The organism is Staphylococcus sp. CWZ226 (assembly GCF_018986355.1).
Taxonomy (GTDB): Bacteria; Bacillota; Bacilli; order Staphylococcales; family Staphylococcaceae; genus Staphylococcus; species Staphylococcus simulans.
On the sequence record NZ_JAHMSB010000005.1, the window covers coordinates 1 to 21,931 of the forward strand.

Here is a 21,931-nt window from a genome sequence, read left to right on the forward strand (position 1 = left end):
CTTACATAAGAGTCCGTGAGGACTTCTATTATAAAGATTTTTATACATATTTTCGAAAATTTCATAAAAAAAATAAACTACCGTTACACTTTTTCAAGTTATAACGGTAGTTTGTCTACGGTCTGGGCAGCTATGCAAGTGCATAGCTGCTTTTTTAATTGAATTCTAATAATTCTCTAATTCTTTACAAACTTAACCTCCTTAACATAGGCGATAAGGATTTTTACTAGGAGGTTATAACAATGAAAATTGCAGTGATACCCTCAGGCTTTAAAGAAAGCTTGAGTTCAGCAGAAGTCGGTACAGCAATTCAAAAAGGTCTGCATGAAGCAGATGAAAGTTTAAATATTCAAGTGATTCCCATGGTGGATGGAGGCGAAGGATTTGCGCAAACTATCACGCAAATTAAAAATGGTCAGCTTTATCATTTAAATGCAGAAAATCCATTAGGACAAAAACGCAAAACATTTTATGGTATGTTTTATGAAAACAAACAAAAAGTTGCGGTAATTGAGATGGCCGCAATTGCGGGTCTAAGACATGTGCCTAGCAACCAGAGAAATCCGCTTCACACTTCTACATACGGTGTAGGTGAAGCAATTATCCACGCATTAGATCATGGCGCTGAACGTATCTTAATCGGCTGTGGTGATTCGGGAACATCTGATGGCGGTGTCGGCATGGCACAAGCAATCGGTGCACGTTTCAAAGATTATAAAGGTAAAACAATATTTATCCATGGCGGAGGTGAAATTGACCGTATTCATGATATGGATTTATCTCATATTGATCCGCGTGTATTAAATACACCTATAGATGTAGCAGTGAATTGGTCGAATATTTTATGTGGACCAAAAGGTGTCGCAAAAGTATTCGGTCCACAAAAAGGTGCAAGTCCAAAAGAAGTCGAACATTTATCGGATAACCTTGATCATTTGGCACGTTTAATAAAACGTTCAACAGGTGAGTCAGTTGCTTATCAACAAGGTTCTGGCGCATCTGGTGGATTAGGTGCAGGGTTAATCGCTTTTGCGAACGCTACATTGCATCCACGTTTTGAATTAATTCAACAGTACTTGCATATTGAACCTGTTATTGCACAAGCTGATTTAGTCATCACAGCAGAAGGGTGTTTAGATTTCCAAACGCCAAACGGAAAAATTCCTGCTGAAGTAGCGAGAATTGCTCAACAATATGATACACCTGTGATTGCATTAGCAGGCACAATCGGTCAAGATGCGGAATTTAATTATCAAAGTGGTATTAATGCCTTTCACAGCATTATTAAACAGCCTTCAAGTTTAGATGATTCTATTGAGTATGCATCAAAATGGCTAAAGGAATGTGCACGAAATATATATCACTCAATTCAAATCGGTATGAAGATGAATCAAACAAAGTCACAAACACACACAACTAAACAAAGACATTTTGTGCTTTAAAGATGAGTTATTCTAAATTAATCGCAGCCATTCTTTATCTTATTTTCACGCTATGGCTGTTTTTAGAAACAAATTTGTCCTATTTAGGACAATTGAGTGTGGCTTTGTTTGTGTTATCTTTAGGACTATTTATTTTTAGTAAAATGCCAGCAGGGTTATCTGCGATGTTGGTTGTATGTTTAGGTATTTTACTCGGTATGCCGCAAGATATTTTGTATCAATCATTAGAAGAACATGTGATTTGGTTAATGATTGGCGCATTTATTATTGGTGGCGTAGTGGAAACCAGTGGTTTATTAGATCGTTTGATTCGCTGGATTGAAGCGAAGTGTACGTCTGGGAAACGTATGAATATCTTTGTCTTTATCTTAGTACAAATTTTATCTTTAATTATTCCATCTACTTCAGGTCGTGCAGCAGCACTTCTACCTGTATATCAAGCATTTGGCAATCGTTTTAATTCAAATCGTCAGTATTTAGGCATATTGATGCCAGTGTTAATTTTGATGGGAACAAACTTATCTTTAATCGGTGCAGGCAGTCATATTATTGGGATTGGGCTACTTGAAAATCAAACAGATGGTTCTATTTCTTATCTTCAATTCTTACTATGGGGCTTTCCATTTGGGATAATTATTGCAATAATAAGCTTATTTATGATAAAAAAGTTTTATATGAAGCCTGTTGAAAAGATTTCAACAGAAAATATAATACAATATGAAAAACAACCATTGACTAAAAAAGAGAAAAAAGCAGCAGTCCTCATTAGTTTGACAGTGATACTTTGGATTACTGAACCACTGCATGGCTTCGATATTGCCTTTGTGACAATTTTAATGAGCTTGATTATGATTATGCCTAAAGTTGATTTGATCGGATGGCGTGAAGCATTTAACAGAGTGTCATGGAGCTTAATTTTCTTTGTAGCGGGTGCGACTGCACTTGGCAATCTATTGGTGAAATATAAAGTGCTCGATGTCATTCAACATCAATTATATCAAGTGATGCATCATGTCAAACTGGTAAATGAATTTGTGCCGCTAGTGATTATTGTAGTATTGACTGTGACTTCTCACTTGTATATTACAAGTCATACAACACGTGCAGTCGTCTTTATTCCATTACTGATTGTTTTTGGTAAAATGTTTGGTTTAAACCTGACAGCAGTTGTATTTATTGCGCTGATCGGTACGAACTACTGCTTAACTTTTCCAGTCAGTTCTAAAGCCTTGTTATTGTTTTATGAGAATAAAGAAAGACCATTTACAATTAAACAGCTCATGTATTTAAGTTTAGGTATCATGCCAGTATATATGCTTACCATGATTGTGATGTATTATGTTTATTGGCAATATGTTGGGCTTGCATTGAAATAGGAGTGAATAGAAAGTGGAAACTATCTTAATTGTGGAAGATGACGAGAAAATAGCACGCGTCATTGAACTAGAATTGGATTATGCAGGCTATGATGTCTGTATAGCGCATTCTGGTAAAGCAGCATTACAACTTTATCAAGAACGTCAGATTGATTTGATTTTACTTGATGTGATGATACCAGATTTAAATGGATTAGAAGTGCTCAGACGTATTCGAAATGATGATGACTATATTAAAATTATTATGTTAACTGCACGTGATGAAGTCATGGATAAAGTCAGCGGTTTAGATTCTGGTGCAAATGATTATATGACTAAGCCATTTGAAATTGAAGAATTATTAGCACGTATTCGTGTACATTTAAAACAGCAGCAATTAAATCAAAAAGAAGCTGTTGAAGTTTTAACACATGATCACATCGAATTGAATCCACAATCTAGAGAAGTTTTTGTCGATGGCAGTCTAGTCGAACTCACACAAAAAGAGTACGATTTGTTGTATTATTTTATGACCAATCAAAACATTGCTTTAGATCGTGCGCAGATCATTGAGTATGTCTGGGGTTATGATTTCGTAGGTGATACGAATGTTGTAGATGTTTATGTCAGATACTTAAGAAAGAAATTAGATACGTCTGATACTTCAATTATATCAAGTGTCAGAGGTATCGGTTATATGATGAGAGCTTAGTTATGAAACTAGGAACACAACTTCAAATTTATATCACTTTGATGATTGCGATTGTTGTCATTATTACTAATTTGACGATCTATTTTATTTATCGTACCACTTCGTTAAATGCGGAAACCGCACAATTAGAAGATAAAGCAATCAGCACGATGGAGGAATTACGAAAGGCCAAAGAAAATCATAACGACAAAGAAAAAGTATTGCAAAGTTTGATTTTAACTGATGGTTATATTGCGATTGTAGGTAAAGATGATGATAGTAAATTTCAAGTCACATCTAATCCAAAATATAAAGATTTAAGTGAACCGTATAAAAATAAACAATATAAAAAGGCTATTTATAAAAAAGGGCATCATTTTATCTTAGTCAGTATTCCGCTCGTTTGGAAAGATGGAGAAGTCAGTAATTTACAAATTTTTGAGAATATCGATTTCAAATATAGTAAATACGATATTTTAAAAGTCGTTTTAACACTTTCTACATTGTTTATTTTGTTGATTGTCTTTTTATTAAATCGATTACTGACTCAAATTATTTTACAACCGATAAATCAATTGATTGAGAAAATGAAAAAGACGATTGAAACGAATCATTATGTCATTATGGATATTAATCAAAAGGATACTAAAGAGTTGCAAGCATTAACTCAGACATATAATGATATGATGGAAAATTTAAAGGAACATGATGAAAAGCAGCAAGCATTTATATCCAATGCTTCTCATGAATTGAAAACACCGATTACTGTGATTAATTCTTATAGTCAGATGTTGAAGCGGTTTGGAAAAACTAGAGAAGATATTTTAAATGAAAGTATAGATGCGATCAGCGATGAAGCACAACGACTGAAATATTTAACTGAGCAAATGTTGGATTTAGCTAAAGTAGAGCGCAGTAATCAACAGGCCGAACGGCAATCTGTTGATTTAAATGAAATATTAGAGCATAAGGCTTCACGTTTCGCACATGCATATGATAGAGATATTGTATTTCACTGTGATAATACTGCACGTGCATTTGTGAATGAAGATCAGTTCAAACAGTTGATGACAATTTTTTTAGATAATGCGATTAAGTACAGTCAAGATGATGTGATGATACATGCGACAGAACATCCAACGCACATAAACGTGAATATTTCAGATCGTGGCATTGGTATTCCACCAGAAGATTTAGAACAGATCTTCAATAAATTTTATCGTGTGGACAAAGCAAGAGCAAGACAATCTGGGGGTTCTGGTTTAGGACTCTATATCGCGTTTGAATTAGCCAAACGTAATGACATAGAAATTCAAGTACAAAGTGTGCTTGATGTTGGCACAACGTTTATTTTGATTATAGAAAAGGTGACTTCAAATGGTGCTCAAAAAGATGATTAAAATACTGTTGATAGTCATTATTTGTATATTGATAGTGATATTATGTGCAGTGATTTATTTCAAGTCCACGCAACACGACTACACCCAACAAGAAGTTAAACAACTAGTAGATGATCGTTATGACGGCAAAATTCAATCTATTTCTTTGAACAAAGCAAAAACAACTTATAAAGTAAAATTGTTAGATGAAGGGTTGAAGTATGATTTAGAAGTGGATAAAAAAGACGGCGCAATTAAAAATGTCCATACAGTAAAAGTCAAACAACCGACTAAGTCTAAATCACAGCAAGAAAAAGCAACTAAGAAGAAAGAGACACCTTATATTTCAGAAGAAACAGCAAAAGCAGTCGCACAACATCAAGTGCCAGGTCAATTTGTTTATATTGATTTAGAAAAAGAGCACAATCCACCTTTTTATACGGTTCAACAAATCGTAGACGATGATGAAGGCGCAGTAATTAAAGTGAATGCCCTCAATAAAAAAGTACTGTCTGTGTCATGGTTCGAAATTAAAGATGATGACGACGATGATGATTTTGATGATTAAAAATATAAGCAGCTGTTGAAGGGTTATATGCGTTCAACAGCTGCTTATTTTCTTTGCCTATATTTCATTTTGAATTTATTGTAAAATAGTAGAGGTATGACAGAGAGAAGAGGTGTAGTTGATGGAGGGTATTTTACCTGTATTTAAAGAACGTGGTTTAACAAGCCATGATGTTGTATTTAAATTGCGTAAAATTTTACATACTAAAAAAGTAGGACATACAGGCACATTAGATCCAGAAGTAAATGGCGTTTTACCGATTTGTGTCGGTGGTGCCACTAAAGTCAGTGACTATATCATGGAAATGGGTAAAGCATATCAAGCAACGGTTACGGTCGGTGTGAGTACAACTACTGAAGACCAAACTGGAGAGGTGCTAGAAACGAAAGCAGTCAGTAAAGATTTAACAGCTGATAAAATTGATGAAGCGATTTTATCATTTGTAGGTGAAATTGAACAAATTCCGCCGATGTATTCTTCTGTTAAAGTGAATGGACGTAAGCTTTATGAGTACGCACGTAATAATGAAACAGTTGAGCGCCCTAAACGAAAAGTGCGCATTTATGAAATTGAACGTAATTCTGAGATTCGGTATAAAGATGACACATGTTCATTTGATATATTTATACGTTGTGGGAAAGGGACATATATCAGAACGTTAGCAACTGATATCGGCAGAGCATTAGGTTATCCGGCACATATGTCTCAATTAACACGTGTAGAAAGCGGCGGCTTTTCTATCGATGAAAGTTTAACTTTGGATCAAATTGATGAATTATATAAGCAAGAAGCATTACAGGAAAAGCTATTTCCGATAGAATATGGTTTGAAAGGGTTGCCTCATATTCAAATTGACGACCCGAACATCAAAAAACGTATTTTAAATGGACAGAAATTTTATAAAAATGAATTTTCTGAAGCGATTGATGAAGTAACAGTGATGGAAGATAAAGAAACAGAAAAAGCGTTAGCACTTTATATTCCGCACGCTGAGAAACCGAATGAAATCAAACCTAAAAAGGTATTTAACTAAAGGAGCATCGCAAAATGAAAGTAATTGAAGTTACACATCCAATTCAACCTGAGCAATATATACAAGAAGACGTTGCGATGGCATTGGGATTTTTTGATGGCTTGCATAAAGGGCATGCGCAAGTCTTTCATACTTTAAATGAGATTGCGAAAAAACGTAATTTGAAAAAAGCGATTATGACGTTTGATCCCCATCCATCGGTTGTATTGAATCCTAAACAAAAAAGAACGGATTATTTAACGCCGTTAAGTGATAAAATCGAAATTTTAGAATCATATAACATCGATTATGTTATTATTGTGAATTTCACATCTAAATTTGCGGATGTTTCGATTGATGAGTTTGTGAACGAATATTTAATCGCAAACCATGTGAAAGAAGTCGTTGCAGGCTTTGATTTTACATTCGGCAAACACGGTAAAGGCAATATGTCTGTACTCCAAGAATTAAAAACACACTTTAATACAACGATTGTGAGCAAACAAGAAATGTTCTCAGAGAAAATATCAACAACTGAAATTAGAAAAGCATTAAAAGAAGGCGACTTGCAGAAAGCAAATGATGAACTAGGCTATCGTTACCGCATCAAAGGAACAGTAGTCCAAGGTGAAAAACGTGGCAGAACAATCGGGTTCCCAACAGCAAATATTGAACCGAGCGACGATTATGTATTACCTAAAAAAGGTGTGTACGCAGTCAGCTTAGCTATCGGTACAGAACAACGTATTTATAGAGGTGTATGTAATGTGGGTGTGAAACCGACATTTCATGATCCTAAGAAATCACATGTCGTGATTGAAGTGAATATCTTTGATTTTGAAGAAGATATTTATGGTGAACGTGTGATTGTCTTTTGGCACCACTATTTAAGACCGGAAATCAAGTTTGATGGTATTGATCCGCTTGTAGAACAAATGAATAAAGATAAAGAACAAGCGAAATATTTATTATCGGTTGATTTCGGTGATGAAGTATCTTATAATATTTAGGTCGGAATGATTACACATGTGGTAATCAAAACAAGATTAAAAACAGTCCTCACTCTTGGCAGGTCGATACTCCGACGCCTGACTCAGACTGGGGAGACTAAATTATTAAAGGAGGAAATTGACAATGGCAATTTCACAAGAACGTAAAGACGAATTAATCAAACAATATCGTGTACACGAAACAGACACAGGTTCACCAGAAGTACAAATCGCAGTATTAACTGCAGAAATCAATGCTTTAAACGAACACTTACGTACACACAAAAAAGACCACCATTCACGTCGTGGTTTATTAAAAATGGTAGGTCGTCGTAGACATTTATTAAACTACTTACGTAAAAAAGATATTCAACGTTACCGTGAATTAATCAAATCATTAGGTATCCGTCGTTAATCTTTTCTTAAGTAAAACGCTGATACCAGTTAGAGGAAAGGACCATCGTTGGTTGCTTTCCTTTTTTTATAGCTTAGATACGAATGTGCGTATAAAAATAATCATGTAAATGATATGATAGAATTATTAATGTAAAAGAGGTAGTAAGAGAAAGGAGATTCCTAATGTCTCAAGACAAGAAAGTGTTTAAGACCGAATGGGCAAACCGTCCGTTAACAATTGAAACTGGGCAGATGGCAAAACAAGCAAACGGTGCGGTACTCGTACGTTATGGGGATACAGTTGTATTATCTACTGCGACAGCATCAAAAGAACCGCGTGATGGAGATTTCTTCCCATTAACAGTTAACTATGAAGAAAAAATGTATGCAGCAGGTAAAATTCCTGGGGGCTTTAAAAAACGTGAAGGTCGTCCGGCTGACGAAGCAACTTTAACTGCGCGTTTAATCGATAGACCAATCCGTCCATTATTCCCTAAAGGTTACCGCCATGATGTTCAAATCATGAATATCGTGTTAAGTGCTGATCCGGATTGTTCACCAGAAATGGCAGCAATGATCGGTTCATCAATGGCATTAAGTGTATCAGACATCCCATTCCAAGGTCCGATTGCAGGGGTAAATGTCGGTTATGTTGATGGTCAATATGTGATCAACCCGACTGTAGAACAAAAAGAACAATCTCGTTTAGATTTAGAAGTTGCAGGCCATAAAGACGCAGTCAACATGGTTGAAGCAGGCGCAAGCGAGATTACTGAAAAAGAAATGTTAGATGCAATTTTCTTCGGTCATGAAGAAATCAAACGTTTAGTAGCGTTCCAAGAGGAAATTATTGATTACCTTAAACCTGAGAAATCAGAATTTATTCCAGTTGAACGTGATGCAGAAGTAGAAGAAAAAGTAACTGCATTAACACAAGAAAAAGGTTTGAAAGAAGCAATTCAAACATTCGATAAAAAAGAACGCGAAGAAAATATCGACGCAGTTCGTGACGAAATTATTGAGATTTTCGAAGATGAAGAAGATCCGGAAAACGAAGCGTTACTAGCTGAAGTAAATGCAATCTTAAATGATTTAGTAAAAGAAGAAGTCCGTCGTCAAATCGCGGATGAAAAAGTACGACCAGATGGGCGTAAGCCAGATGAAATTCGTCCATTAGAATCTGAAGTCGGTTTATTACCGCGTGCACATGGTTCAGGTTTATTCACTCGTGGTCAAACACAAGCGTTATCTGTATTGACATTAGGCGCATTAAGCGAATATCAATTAATTGACGGTTTAGGACCTGAAGTTGAAAAACGCTTTATGCATCACTATAACTTCCCGAACTTCTCAGTAGGTGAAACAGGTCCAGTTCGTGCACCAGGTCGTCGTGAAATCGGACACGGTGCATTAGGCGAACGTGCTTTGAAATATATCATTCCTGACACACAAGATTTCCCATATACAGTACGTATTGTCAGCGAAGTGCTTGAATCAAACGGTTCATCATCACAAGCATCTATTTGCGGTTCTACACTTGCTTTAATGGATGCAGGTGTACCAATCAAAGCACCAGTTGCTGGTATTGCGATGGGTCTTGTAACACGCGATGATAACTATACAATTCTTACAGATATTCAAGGTATGGAAGATGCTTTAGGCGACATGGACTTCAAAGTTGCCGGTACTAAAGATGGTATCACAGCAATCCAAATGGATATCAAAATCGATGGTTTAACTAGAGAAATCATTGAAGAAGCTTTAGAACAAGCACGTGTCGGTCGTTTAACAATTCTAGAACACATGCTTCAAACAATCGATCAACCAAGACCAGAATTAAGTGCGTATGCACCTAAAGTTGAAACAATGACAATCAAACCAGACAAAATCAGAGATGTTATTGGACCTGGCGGTAAGAAAATCAATGAAATCATTGATGAAACAGGTGTTAAACTGGATATCGAACAAGATGGTACTATCTTTATCGGTGCAGTAGATCAAGCGATGATCAATCGTGCGCGTGAAATTATTGAAGAAATTACACGTGAAGCAGAAGTGGGTCAAACATATAATGCGAAAGTTAAACGTATTGAAAAATACGGTGCGTTCGTAGAATTATTCCCAGGCACTGATGCGTTATTACACATCTCACAAATTGCGAATGAGCGTATCAATAAAGTTGAAGATGTATTGAAACTTGGCGACTCAATTGAAGTTAAAGTAACTGAAATTGACAGTAAAGGCCGTGTGAATGCATCTCACCGTGTATTATTAAATAAAGAAAACTAATAGAATATGAGATTGAATAAGAAGAATGCTTGTACAACTTGATGTTGCTTCACAAGCATTCTTTTATACATATGTACGGTTTAACATCGTGCTGGCCTATGGATTCATTAGTGTACATTAAAAAGATTTTAACTTATAATATAGAGTGAATACTTATATGGTCGGGGATTATAAATAGGAGGAGAAAAATTGAATTTAGTAAAGAAAAAGAATAATGATATTCGCATCATCCCGCTTGGCGGCGTGGGTGAAATTGCGAAGAATATGTATATCGTTGAAGTTGACGATGAAATGTTTATGTTGGATGCAGGTCTTATGTTCCCAGAAGACGAAATGCTGGGTGTCGACATTGTAATTCCTGATATTCAATATGTCATTGAAAATAAAGATAAATTAAAAGGTATATTCTTATCGCATGGACATGAGCATGCGATTGGTGCAGTCAGCTATGTTTTAGAAAAAGTTGACGCACCAGTATATGGTTCTAAATTGACATTAGCACTTGTTAAAGAATATATGAAAGAACGTAAAATTGATAAGAAAGTCAGATATTATACAGTCAACAATGAATCTGTAATGCGCTTTAAAAATGTCAATGTTTCATTCTTTAATACATCACATAGTATTCCAGATAGTTTAGGTGTAACGATTCATACGTCATATGGTGCAATTGTGTATACTGGTGAATTTAAATTTGACCAAAGTTTACAAGGCAACTATGCGCCAGATCTTAAGAAAATGACTGAAATCGGAGACGAAGGTGTCTTTGCGTTAATCAGTGATTCGACTGAAGCGGAGAAACCAGGTTACAACACACCTGAAAATGTGATTGAATCTCATATGTTAGATGCATTTACAAAAGTGAATGGCAGATTGATTGTGTCTTGCTATGCATCAAACTTTATCAGAATTCAACAAGTGTTAAATATTGCCTGCAAATTGAATCGTAAAGTCTCATTCTTAGGACGTTCACTAGAAACATCATTCAATATTGCACGTAAAATGGGATACTTTGATATTCCAAAAGACTTATTAATTCCTATTAATGAAGTTAAAAATTATCCGAAAAATGAAGTGGTAATTATTGCGACAGGTATGCAAGGAGAACCTGTAGAAGCATTGAACCAAATGGCGCGTCAAAAGCATAAAATTATGAATATCGAAAAAGGCGATTCAGTCTTCTTAGCCATGACAGCGTCAGCTAACATGGAAGTAATTATCGGTGACACGTTAAATGAATTAGCACGTGCCGGAGCAGATATCATCCCAAATAATAAGAAAATCCACGCATCAAGTCATGGTTGCATGGAAGAACTCAAAATGATGATTAACATCATGAAGCCAGAATACTTTATCCCTGTCCAAGGCGAGTTCAAAATGCAGATTGCCCATGCAAAATTAGCGGCTGAAGCAGGTGTAGCACCTGAAAAGATTTTCTTAGCTGAAAAAGGCGATGTCTTAAACTTCGATGGCGAAGATATGATTTTAAATGAAAAAGTAGAATCAGGTAACGTACTGATTGATGGTATCGGTGTCGGTGACGTCGGTAATATCGTTTTACGTGACCGCCATTTATTAGCAGAAGATGGTATTTTCATTGCGGTTGTGACTTTAGATCCGAAAAACCGACAAATTGCGGCAGGACCTGAAATTCAATCACGTGGTTTCGTGTATGTCAGAGAAAGTGAAGAATTGTTGAAAGAAGCGGAAGAAAAAGTACGCGAGATAGTGGAACAAGGTCTTCAAGAACGTCGTATTGAATGGTCTGAAATCAAGCAAAATATGCGTGATAAAATCAGCAAGTTGTTGTTTGAAAACACAAAACGCCGTCCAATGATTATCCCAATTATTTCTGAAGTTTAATTAAAAGTATGCAAGATTAACATACAAGAATGCTATGGTGTGCAAACATGCGTACCATAGCATTTCATCGTATAGCTCATATTTTAATCATGTGTAACTATGTGGTCTATACGTTAAATGTTAAAATAGAAGGATAGTAAGTTTAGCATGTGTGCGTATAGGCACCTTAGTTTGTCTGTACGCATAATACATATTCACTAAGACATATTTTATGGAAAAGAAGGTGTATGTTTTGGCACAAAGAAAGAAAAGAACAACAAATACGAAACGTAAAACGACAGCAAGAAGAAAAACCACAAAGAAAAAACAAAATGAAGCACCGTTACGCTATATTGCTGCGATTATTACGGTAGTGCTTGTTGTTCTAGGTGCCTTCCAATTAGGAATAATCGGAAGAGTAATTGATACCCTTTTCAATTACTTGTTTGGCTATAGTAGATACTTAACCTACATTCTCGTTATATTAGCATCAGGCTTTTTAGCTTATAACGGCAAGTTGCCGAAAACTAGAAGATTAACAGGTTCAATTGTGTTACAAGTTGCGTTGTTATTTGCGACACAGTTGTATTTAGTCTTTACGAAAGGTGCGGCGGGCGACCGTGAACCTGTTATTTCTTATGTGTATCGTCAATATGATAAAACCCATTTTCCGAATTTCGGCGGCGGGGTGCTTGGTTATTATTTAGTTCATTTCTCTATACCGCTTGTATCCATTGTCGGCGTTGTCATCTTAACAATATTACTTTTTATTTCTAGTTTTATTTTATTATCTAAACAACGTCATCGTGATGTGGCTAAAATTTTCTTAGAGAAATTAAAATCAGGCAGTGAAAAAGCAGCAGTACATAGAAAAGAACGTAAAGCACGTCAAGCTGAGCGTGCAGAAGAAAAACAACGCCGTAAAGAAGAAAAAGCAGCAGAGCGTGCACAACAAGAAGAAGTGAAGGATGTCAGCGACTTTACAGAAGTTCCCATGTCAGAACCAGAGAAGCAAGAAGCTGCGATTCCGATTTTCGGTGATGATCAAAAAGAAGAGACACCAAAACCAGCAGAACCTAAACCTCAAGCAGAACCTGCACCTAAAAGAAAACGTGAAAAACATCAGTTGGTAGAACAAACACAAACAAATGAATCAACAGAATCATCTGAAGATATGGGCAGTATTTCTGAAGCGGGTGAAGTTGAAAATTCAGACTATCAATTACCGCCACTTTCAATTTTGAATGAACCAGTGAAACAAAAAACAACTTCACGTGCTGAAGTTCAAAAGAAAGGGCGCTTACTTGAAAATACATTGAAGAACTTTAATGTTAATGCGAAAGTAACCCAAATCAAAATCGGTCCGGCAGTGACTCAATATGAAGTACAACCAGCACAAGGGGTTAAAGTCAGCAAAATCGTCAACTTGCATAATGATATTGCGTTAGCTTTAGCTGCCAAAGATGTGCGTATTGAAGCGCCGATTCCTGGTCGTTCAGCAGTAGGTATCGAAGTACCGAATGATAAAATCGCATTAGTTTCATTAAAAGAAGTCTTAGATGAAAAATTCCCTTCTAAGAATAAATTAGAGGTAGGTTTGGGTAGAGATATATCAGGCGAACCTATCAGCGTAGAATTAAATAAAATGCCGCACTTGCTTGTGGCAGGTTCTACCGGAAGCGGTAAATCTGTATGTATCAATGGTATCATTACGAGTATTTTACTGAATGCGAAACCACATGAAGTAAAACTCATGCTAATTGACCCAAAAATGGTAGAATTGAATGTATATAACGGTATTCCGCATTTATTAATTCCAGTGGTCACAAATCCTCATAAAGCATCGCAAGCGTTAGAGAAAATTGTGGCGGAAATGGAACGTCGTTATGATTTATTCCAACATACGGGTACGAGAAATATTGAAAGCTATAATGACTATATGAAGCGTCAAAATGAGGAATTAGATGAAATACAATCTCTATTACCTTATATTGTCGTAATTGTAGATGAATTAGCTGACTTGATGATGGTTGCAGGTAAAGATGTTGAGAATGCGATTCAACGTATTACACAAATGGCTCGTGCTGCAGGCATTCACTTAATTATTGCGACACAACGTCCATCTGTGGATGTTATTACGGGATTAATCAAGAACAATATTCCATCACGTATTGCCTTTGCGGTCAGCTCTCAAACAGACTCTCGTACGATTATCGACCGAGGCGGAGCTGAGAAGCTATTAGGTAAAGGGGATATGTTGTACTTTGGTAATGGCGGTTCTATTCAAACGCGTATCCAAGGTGCATTCTTAAGTGATCAAGAAGTTCAAAATGTAGTGAATTTTGTAATTGATCAACAAAAAGCGAATTATGTTAAAGAAATGGAACCTGGTACAACACCAGAGGGCGGAGAAAAGAAAAGTGAAGATCCGCTATATGATGAAGCTTATCAATTTATTGTCGAACAGCAAAAAGCGAGTACATCCCTTTTACAACGTCAATTCAGAATCGGTTACAACCGTGCATCACGTTTAATGGATGATTTAGAAAACAACCAAGTGATTGGACCACAACGAGGCAGTAAACCACGACAAGTATTAGTGGATTTAGATAATGGTGAGGTGTAATGATGACAAATACGAATTCGATATACAGAATTAAAGAATGGATATTAAATGAAATTGAAGAAGGTAACTTGCAACCGGGTGATCCGGTTCCAAGTACTTTATCAATCGCAAGAGAAGTTAACGCAAAAACTGATGATGTATATGATGCAGTGGATGAACTTATTACGGAACAAGTTTTAACACAAAACTTTGAAGCAACAGCGAGTGTTAAAACTTCTCAACCTTTCTTCTATCCACTTGATAAGTTGTTAAGCATCAGCAAAATGATTGAAAATGAAGGCTATAAAGCGGGCACTATTTTTATGAATTTAGATCAACAACCAGCAACAATGTATGATCGTAAAGCGCTGGATTTAAAAGAAGGCGAATTTGTCACGTTGATTGAAAGAATCAGAACCGCTGATGGTAGTCCTGTTGTTTATTGTTTAGATAAAGTGGCAACAAGTTACCTGACTTGTGCTGCATTTCAAGCGCATGATGAATCCATTTTAACTGCAATCAAAGCTTTTGCTGATATCAGTATCGCATATTCAGAAACAGAGATTGAATCGGTCAGCTATGAACCTAAAGTGTCAGAAGCTTTAGAGTCAGCACCAAATGAAGCATTGATGCTATTAAGACAAATCCATTATGACCATCAAAACAGACCGATTCTTTACTCTTATAATTACTTCAAGAGTGAAGTAGTCAAATTTAAAACAATACGCAAAATTGAAGAAAATTAAGAAAGGGTGTGACAGTGTGAGTCAACAACACAATCATACAGAGCCGCGCATTAAGGTGATGCCGACGGATAAATTTAAAACAACAATTATCACATTCAAATTTATGGCACCGCTGGATGAAGAAACTATGACTGCGCGTGCCTTGTTAAGTAAATTACTTGTCAGAGCCACAAAAGAATGGCCGACAGATAAAGCGTTTAACAGAAAACTTTCAGAGTTATATGGGGCTTATGTCAATAGTTTCGTGACAAAGTTCAAGGATAAACATGTCATCACAATTACATTAGAAATTGTGAACGAACGTTACTTAAAACATAAAGACCCTTTGTTTGATGAAGGTTTAGCATTACTTCAACAAATTCTTTATCATCCGTTAGTTGAAAATGAACGTTTCAATGAAACATTTGTGACACAAGAAAAGACATTATTGAAAAAGAAACTAGAAGCAATCAATGATAATAAAGCACAACTGGCGTTCTTAAAATTAATGAAAAACATGTTTGGCGATCAACCATATAGTTATCTAGCATCAGGTTTAATCGAACATATACCTCAAATCACACCAGAATTGTTATATCATACATACCAATCCATGTTAGAGAACGATGATTGTGCTGTTTATGTCGTAGGTAATGTCGATTCAGAAGAAGTCACAGACAAAATCAAACAACTGTTTGATATTAAACCACTACAACAAGTGTCTTCAGTCATTCAAGCACAACGTTCTAAAGACGAACTGCCGCAAACTATTGTAGAATATGACGAAATTGACCAAGCGAAGTTGAACATCGGTTATCGCTTCAACACATACTATGGACAACCAGATTATTATACCTTTGTGGTCTTCAATACAATGTTTGGTGGTGATCCATCATCTGTCTTGTTCAATGAAGTACGTGAAAAACAAAGTTTAGCATATTCTGTACATTCACAAATTGATGGTAAGAATGGCTACATGTTTGTGTTAAGTGGTGTTTCTGCTGAAAAATATGAAGTTGCGAAAGATACGATTTTAGCGGAATTTGAAAAATTCCAACGTGGTGAATTCAGTGAAGAGAAATTAGAACTTGCGAAGAAAATTTTAATTTCACAACGTAATGAATCACAAGATCGTCCGAAAAGTATGGTAGAAATTGCGCATAATCAAATCTTATTACCGAAAGATTTAACAAATGGTAATTATGGACAAAAAATTCACGATGTGACGAAAGAAGATGTTATTCGTCTCACACAAAGTGCCATCCTAGATACGATTTATGTGTTGACGAAGGAGGACGAAGCATAAATGAAAAAACGTTATTATGAGTTAATCGATGAAACAGTATATGAAGCGCAAATGGATAATGGCTTAAAAGTTTTTATCATTCCAAAGCCAGGGTTCCAAAAAACATTTGTTACATATACGACACAGTTCGGTTCATTAGACAGCAAATTTAAACCTTTAGGCAGTGATGAATTTGTGACAGTACCGGATGGTGTTGCGCATTTCTTAGAACATAAATTATTTGAAAAAGAAGAAGGCGACTTATTTACTGACTTTGCGGAAGATAATGCACAAGTCAATGCCTTTACAAGTTTCGATCGCACAAGTTATTTATTTAGCGCAACCTCAAATGTAGAGTCGAACATTTTACGCTTGATGAACATGGTAGAGACGCCTTATTTCACTGAAGCAACAGTTGAAAAAGAAAAAGGGATTATTGCTGAAGAAATAAAAATGTATCAAGAACAACCAGGTTATAAGCTAATGTTCAATACATTACGTGCAATGTATAAACAACACCCTGTTAAAGTAGATATTGCTGGCAGTGTTGAAAGTATTTATGAAATTACAAAAGATGATTTATATCTTTGCTACGAAACATTTTATCATCCATCTAATATGGTGATGTTTGTTGTAGGTAATGTCGATCCTGAATGTATTCATGATTTAGTTCGTGATCATGAAGCAAAACGAGAATTGACAGCACAACCTGAAATTGTACGCGATAGTTTAGAAGAGCCTGAAGCAGTTCAACAAACCAAAGTGGTTGAGGAAATGAATATTCAAATTCCAAGATTGATGCTTGGCTTTAAAAACGTACCGCAACAAGCATCAAAAGAAGTCTTTATGAAACGTGATATTGAAATGACATTCTTCTTCGAAATGGTATTAGGCGAAGAAACAGACTTCTATCAAAACTTATTAAATGAAGGCTTAATTGATGATACATTTGGTTATCAATTTGTGTTAGAACCTTCTTACAGCTTCTCTTTAATTACAAGTTCAACACCAGACCCAGATAAGTTGAAGTCGTTATTGTTGGATGAGTTGAAAGCTAAGGTCGGCAATTTAGAAGATGAAGAAGCCTTTGAATTGTTGAAGAAACAATTTATTGGAGAGTTTATTTCAAGTTTGAACTCACCAGAATATATTGCGAATCAATATACAAAACTTTATTTCGAAGGTGTCAGCTTATTCAATATGTTGGAAATTGTAGATAGTATTACGTTAGAGAGTATTAATGAAGCGGCAGAGAAAAGTTTAAACTTTGATCAAATTGCTGACAGCAGACTGGAGATTAAGAAGTAAATGAAAGCATTAGTCATTGGAGGTTCTGGCTCTATTGGTTCCGCTATTGTAGAACAATTATTGTCAGATGGTTATGAGGTCATTGTTCATTATAATCAATCGTCACCAGATCAGCTAAAAGCTAAATATGAGAGTCAGAATGTATCGTTTGTACAAGCGGATTTGACGCAAGATATAAACATGGAATCTGTATTTTCATTTATTCATAATTTGGATGTTTTAGTTTATGCAGCTGGTCGCAGTTTATATGGCATGTTTCAAGATATGACAGCAACAGACATTGATGTATGTTATCAGTTGAATGTTAAAAACATGATGCTTATCACACGTTTCTTTTTAGAACAATTAAGAGCAAGTGCTCAAGGCCGCATTTTAATTATCTCTTCAATATGGGGAGAAACAGGTGCGAGCATGGAAACTGTTTATTCTGCGATGAAAGCGGCACAAATCGGCTTTGTGAAAGCTTTAAGCCAAGAAGTTGCGATGACAAATATTACAGTCAATGCTGTGACACCTGGCATGGTCAGTGGTAATATGGCAGATGAGTTTGAACCTTCTGAATTAGCAGCTATTATTGATGAACTGCCACAACAACGTATGGTTACACCAGATGAAGTTGCGTACACATGTGCTTATCTTTATGATAAACGTGCACAAAGTGTCACAGGTACAATACAGAAAGTCAATGGCGGTTGGTATATTTAAACATGAATTCCATATTCATATACTTAGAGATAATGTATAATGTAGATATCTTTCAATTCTATTGAAAATGAGTATGTATCACTTCATTCTGATGAATTCTATATGTTGTTGAACTAAGGGGCGTGTTAAAACATGATAGCACCAGAAAGAAAAATTGAATGGTATTTAGAATATGAAATTACCTTTAACCGAGCTGGACTTTTAGGAGATGTCGCAAGTCTATTAGGGATGATGGGGATCAGTATTGTGACAATTAATGGCGTCGATCAAAATCGTCGAGGTCTATTAATTCGTGCAGACAGTTTAGACAAAATGCGACGCTTTGAAGATATTGTAAGTCAAATTGATGAAATTTCGATTACTAAAATGCGTAAACCGCAATTACGTGATCGTTTAGCAGTCAGACATGGCCGCTATATCAAACAAGATGCAGATGATAAGAAAACGTTCAGATTCGAACGTGAGGATTTAGGTCTGCTGGTAGACTTTTTAGCAGAAATCTTTAAAGAAGAAGGCCATAAACTAATCGGTATTCGTGGCATGCCACGTGTCGGTAAAACAGAATCAATTGTAGCAGGCAGTGTCTGTGCGCATAAGCGTTGGCTGTTTATCAGTTCTACATTGATTAAACAAACCATACGTAATTCTCTATTAAAAGGAGAATACGGACCAGAACATGTTTATATTATCGATGGGGCAGTGACTGCCAGAGAAAATGATCCTAAGCATCGTCAATTAGTCGATGAAGTGATGGCTTTACCAGCAATCAAAGTGGTAGAACATCCGGATTTATTTGTAGATTCTTGTGATTATCAGTTAGAAGACTTTGATTATATTATTGAGTTGAGAGAAACTGAAGATCAAGAAATCAAATATGAACATATGAAACAACAAACAGTTAAAAGTAAGAATAACTTAGATTTCGGTAATTCCTTTGATGACTTTGGCGGAGGATTCGGATTTTTTGAATAATGTTTCAAGGAGTGTCAAAACATGAGCAATACAATTGGACAGACATTAAAAGGGAAAAGAGAACGCTTAGGCATGACGTTAAATGAATTAGAGTCAAAGACTAAAGTGAAAAGAGAAACTTTGACTCTTATCGAAGCGAATGATTTTAATGCGCTTTCTAATCCGAATTATGCGGAAGGTATTATTGAGAAATATGCCAAAGCTGTGAATACAGATGCTTCTATCCTGATTGCTCATCATCAAGAGGAGCTGCCGAATTCTGCAGATAGCCACTATGATGAAACTATTGAACAATTCAGTGGTTCAAATCCGCCAGATTATAAAACACAAAGTAAAGATTCTAAGCAACTGGTTGTTTGGCTCAGTATTTTTATTGTGGTAACTTTGGTCTTATGGGTGGCAGCAGTATTCTTATTATAAAATAGCAAGAAAAGAGGAAATGTTTATGAATCTACCCAATCAGATAACCATCTTCAGGGTAATTTTAATACCGGTATTTATTCTTTTTGCGTTAGTCGACTTCGGCTTTGGCAATATGACATTTATCGGAAGTCATTCGATTCGTATTGAGTTCTTTATCAGCGGTTTGATTTTTATCATCGCTTCACTCAGTGACTTTGCGGATGGCTACTTAGCACGTAAATGGAATTTAGTGACAAACATGGGGAAATTCTTAGACCCGCTAGCAGATAAATTGTTAGTTGCAAGTGCTTTAATCGTTTTAGTTCAACTTGATTTAACGAATTCAGTTGTAGCGATTATTATCATTGCACGTGAATTTGCGGTAACAGGCTTACGCTTACTTCAAATTGAACAAGGATTTGTCAGCGCTGCAGGTCAATTAGGTAAAATTAAAACAGCAGTTACAATGGTTGCATTAGTTTGGATTTTACTTGGTGAACCACTTGTCGTATGGATTGGTTTCCCAATCGGACAAGTATTGTTATACATCGGTGTATTCTTTACAGTTCTTTCAGGTATTGAATATTTCTACAAAGGTAGAGATGTGTTTAAAAAACAATCATAATCTATATCATCTTAAGGGTGGCATATACATAGCGGTGAACTGAATGCATATGAGTTCACAAATCACTATGTTTATGCCACTCTTATATTTGTATAGTATGAATTAAGATTCTCAAAGGTAATGGAGGAAATTTTATGAAAATTTCTATTGTAGCAGTAGGATCAGAACTCCTATTAGGACAAATACTCAATACAAACGCGAAGTTCCTTTCTCAATTATTTAACGGTGTTGGCTTAAATGTCGTAGAACAAGCGGTAATTGGAGATAATGAAGCTAGATTAGAACGCTTATTGCGTCAATCTCTAGAAGTTAACGATACGATCGTAATGACAGGCGGACTTGGTCCGACAAAAGATGATTTAACGAAACATACAGTAGCAAAAGTCTTAGGGCGTGAACTGGTTACAGATGAAACAGCATTAGAATATATTGAAAGCTACTTTAAAGAACAAAAACAAGAAATGAGCGAAAATAATAAACAACAAGCATTAGTGATTGAAGGGGCAACGGTTCTGCCAAATAAAGTAGGTATGGCACCTGGCATGTTAGTAGAACAAGATGGTAAACGTATTGCGTTAATGCCTGGACCACCAAAAGAAATGAATCCGATGGCAGAAGAAGAATTACTTCCATTATTAATGCAAGAAAACGGTACAATCTTTTCTGAACAATTGAAGTTTGCGGGTATCGGAGAATCACGTGTTGAAACAGAATTGTTAGACTTAATCGACAATCAATCTAATCCAACAATTGCTCCTTTAGCTGGTTCTCATGAAGTTAAAATTCGTGTTACAGCAAGTGGACCAGATGAAGCTACATGTAAGTCTTTAATCAAACCAATTAGAACAGAAATTCTTAATCGTATTGGAGATTATTATTTTGGTTCTGATGAAACAACAATCGAACAAGCAACACTTGAAAAAGTACCGGGTACTTTTGCGATTTATGATGGTGTTACATCAGGAGAAGTTTACTCTAAACTTAAAGAAGATGATAAAGTTGATAAGTTAAGAGGTATGTTGGTTGATGATGTTATCTTTGTAGAACAAGACTTAGATATTAAAACACGATTAAAATCAGGTGCAGAACAAGTACGTAAACTTTATCAAACTGATATCGGTGTAGCCTTATTGCATGAAGAGGATGAAGTGTATTTAGGTGTACGCACAGAAGATGACTTCAAAATAGAAGCGTTTACTATGACGCAAAAAAGGAATTTAATTAAACATAGAACGCCAAACTATGTCTATATCCGTTTGATAAATATGTTTTCTAAGTAAGAAATAGACAAAAAATTACATTTATAAGTACTAGTGTTCGGTTGGTTATCACTTAAAACAA

The 21,931-nt window shown here is 35.8% G+C and carries 19 protein-coding genes; all 19 read left to right on the forward strand.

Annotation, left to right across the window (positions count from 1 at the left end; translation table 11 throughout):
- The first annotated feature begins 242 nt into the window (after positions 1-242).
- The 19 genes from KRR19_RS05350 (at position 243) to KRR19_RS05440 (ending at position 21,870) form a co-directional block, all read left to right on the forward strand.
- Positions 243-1,442, forward strand: a complete 1,200-nt coding sequence (locus KRR19_RS05350) for a glycerate kinase family protein (RefSeq protein WP_216733518.1) — start codon at positions 243-245, stop codon at positions 1,440-1,442.
- 2 nt (positions 1,443-1,444) lie between these two features.
- Entirely contained in the window at positions 1,445-2,818 is a 1,374-nt protein-coding gene (locus tag KRR19_RS05355) for an SLC13 family permease (protein WP_156666898.1), read from the forward strand.
- Between the two features lie 13 nt (positions 2,819-2,831).
- Positions 2,832-3,509 carry a response regulator transcription factor gene (locus KRR19_RS05360; RefSeq protein WP_156666899.1) on the forward strand — a complete coding sequence of 226 codons (678 nt, stop codon included), beginning with the start codon at positions 2,832-2,834 and terminating at the stop codon, positions 3,507-3,509.
- A 2-nt stretch (positions 3,510-3,511) separates the two neighbouring features.
- Positions 3,512-4,888, forward strand: a complete 1,377-nt coding sequence (locus KRR19_RS05365) for a sensor histidine kinase (RefSeq protein ID WP_156666900.1) — start codon at positions 3,512-3,514, stop codon at positions 4,886-4,888.
- Between the two features lie 34 nt (positions 4,889-4,922).
- Positions 4,923-5,435, forward strand: a complete 513-nt coding sequence (locus tag KRR19_RS05370; RefSeq protein WP_241964951.1) for a PepSY domain-containing protein — start codon at positions 4,923-4,925, stop codon at positions 5,433-5,435.
- Between the two features lie 118 nt (positions 5,436-5,553).
- On the forward strand, positions 5,554-6,468 hold the full coding sequence (gene truB, locus KRR19_RS05375) for a tRNA pseudouridine(55) synthase TruB (protein WP_103363875.1): 915 nt from the start codon (positions 5,554-5,556) through the stop codon (positions 6,466-6,468).
- 14 nt (positions 6,469-6,482) lie between these two features.
- Positions 6,483-7,457 (forward strand): bifunctional riboflavin kinase/FAD synthetase, encoded by a 975-nt coding sequence (locus tag KRR19_RS05380; protein WP_002480718.1) that lies wholly within the window; start codon positions 6,483-6,485, stop codon positions 7,455-7,457.
- Between the two features lie 124 nt (positions 7,458-7,581).
- Positions 7,582-7,851, forward strand: a complete 270-nt coding sequence (gene rpsO, locus KRR19_RS05385) for a 30S ribosomal protein S15 (protein ID WP_002480719.1) — start codon at positions 7,582-7,584, stop codon at positions 7,849-7,851.
- Positions 7,852-8,015: 164 nt separating this feature from the next.
- The gene (gene pnp, locus KRR19_RS05390) at positions 8,016-10,121 is read left to right on the forward strand and encodes a polyribonucleotide nucleotidyltransferase (protein WP_002480720.1); all 2,106 of its coding nucleotides are present in this window, start codon (positions 8,016-8,018) and stop codon (positions 10,119-10,121) included.
- A 189-nt stretch (positions 10,122-10,310) separates the two neighbouring features.
- Positions 10,311-11,984: a ribonuclease J2 gene (gene rnjB, locus KRR19_RS05395; protein WP_002480721.1), complete on the forward strand. Its 1,674-nt coding sequence runs from the start codon at positions 10,311-10,313 to the stop codon at positions 11,982-11,984.
- 232 nt (positions 11,985-12,216) lie between these two features.
- Positions 12,217-14,589, forward strand: coding sequence for an FtsK/SpoIIIE family DNA translocase (locus KRR19_RS05400; RefSeq protein WP_216733520.1), 2,373 nt, complete (start codon positions 12,217-12,219; stop codon positions 14,587-14,589).
- A 2-nt stretch (positions 14,590-14,591) separates the two neighbouring features.
- Positions 14,592-15,314 (forward strand): GntR family transcriptional regulator, encoded by a 723-nt coding sequence (locus KRR19_RS05405; RefSeq protein ID WP_002480723.1) that lies wholly within the window; start codon positions 14,592-14,594, stop codon positions 15,312-15,314.
- A 58-nt stretch (positions 15,315-15,372) separates the two neighbouring features.
- A complete protein-coding gene (gene yfmF, locus KRR19_RS05410; protein WP_172954253.1) occupies positions 15,373-16,599 on the forward strand; it encodes an EF-P 5-aminopentanol modification-associated protein YfmF in 1,227 nt (408 codons plus the stop codon).
- Positions 16,600-17,886: an EF-P 5-aminopentanol modification-associated protein YfmH gene (yfmH, locus tag KRR19_RS05415; RefSeq protein ID WP_156666903.1), complete on the forward strand. Its 1,287-nt coding sequence runs from the start codon at positions 16,600-16,602 to the stop codon at positions 17,884-17,886.
- Entirely contained in the window at positions 17,887-18,591 is a 705-nt protein-coding gene (gene ymfI / locus KRR19_RS05420; protein WP_107539886.1) for an elongation factor P 5-aminopentanone reductase, read from the forward strand.
- 132 nt (positions 18,592-18,723) lie between these two features.
- Positions 18,724-19,563 carry a DUF3388 domain-containing protein gene (locus KRR19_RS05425; RefSeq protein ID WP_023015675.1) on the forward strand — a complete coding sequence of 280 codons (840 nt, stop codon included), beginning with the start codon at positions 18,724-18,726 and terminating at the stop codon, positions 19,561-19,563.
- Between the two features lie 21 nt (positions 19,564-19,584).
- Positions 19,585-19,983, forward strand: coding sequence for a helix-turn-helix domain-containing protein (locus KRR19_RS05430; protein WP_002480728.1), 399 nt, complete (start codon positions 19,585-19,587; stop codon positions 19,981-19,983).
- Between the two features lie 25 nt (positions 19,984-20,008).
- Positions 20,009-20,590 (forward strand): CDP-diacylglycerol--glycerol-3-phosphate 3-phosphatidyltransferase, encoded by a 582-nt coding sequence (gene pgsA / locus KRR19_RS05435; RefSeq protein WP_002480729.1) that lies wholly within the window; start codon positions 20,009-20,011, stop codon positions 20,588-20,590.
- 134 nt (positions 20,591-20,724) lie between these two features.
- Entirely contained in the window at positions 20,725-21,870 is a 1,146-nt protein-coding gene (locus KRR19_RS05440; RefSeq protein ID WP_107552078.1) for a CinA family nicotinamide mononucleotide deamidase-related protein, read from the forward strand.
- Positions 21,871-21,931: the final 61 nt, after the last annotated feature.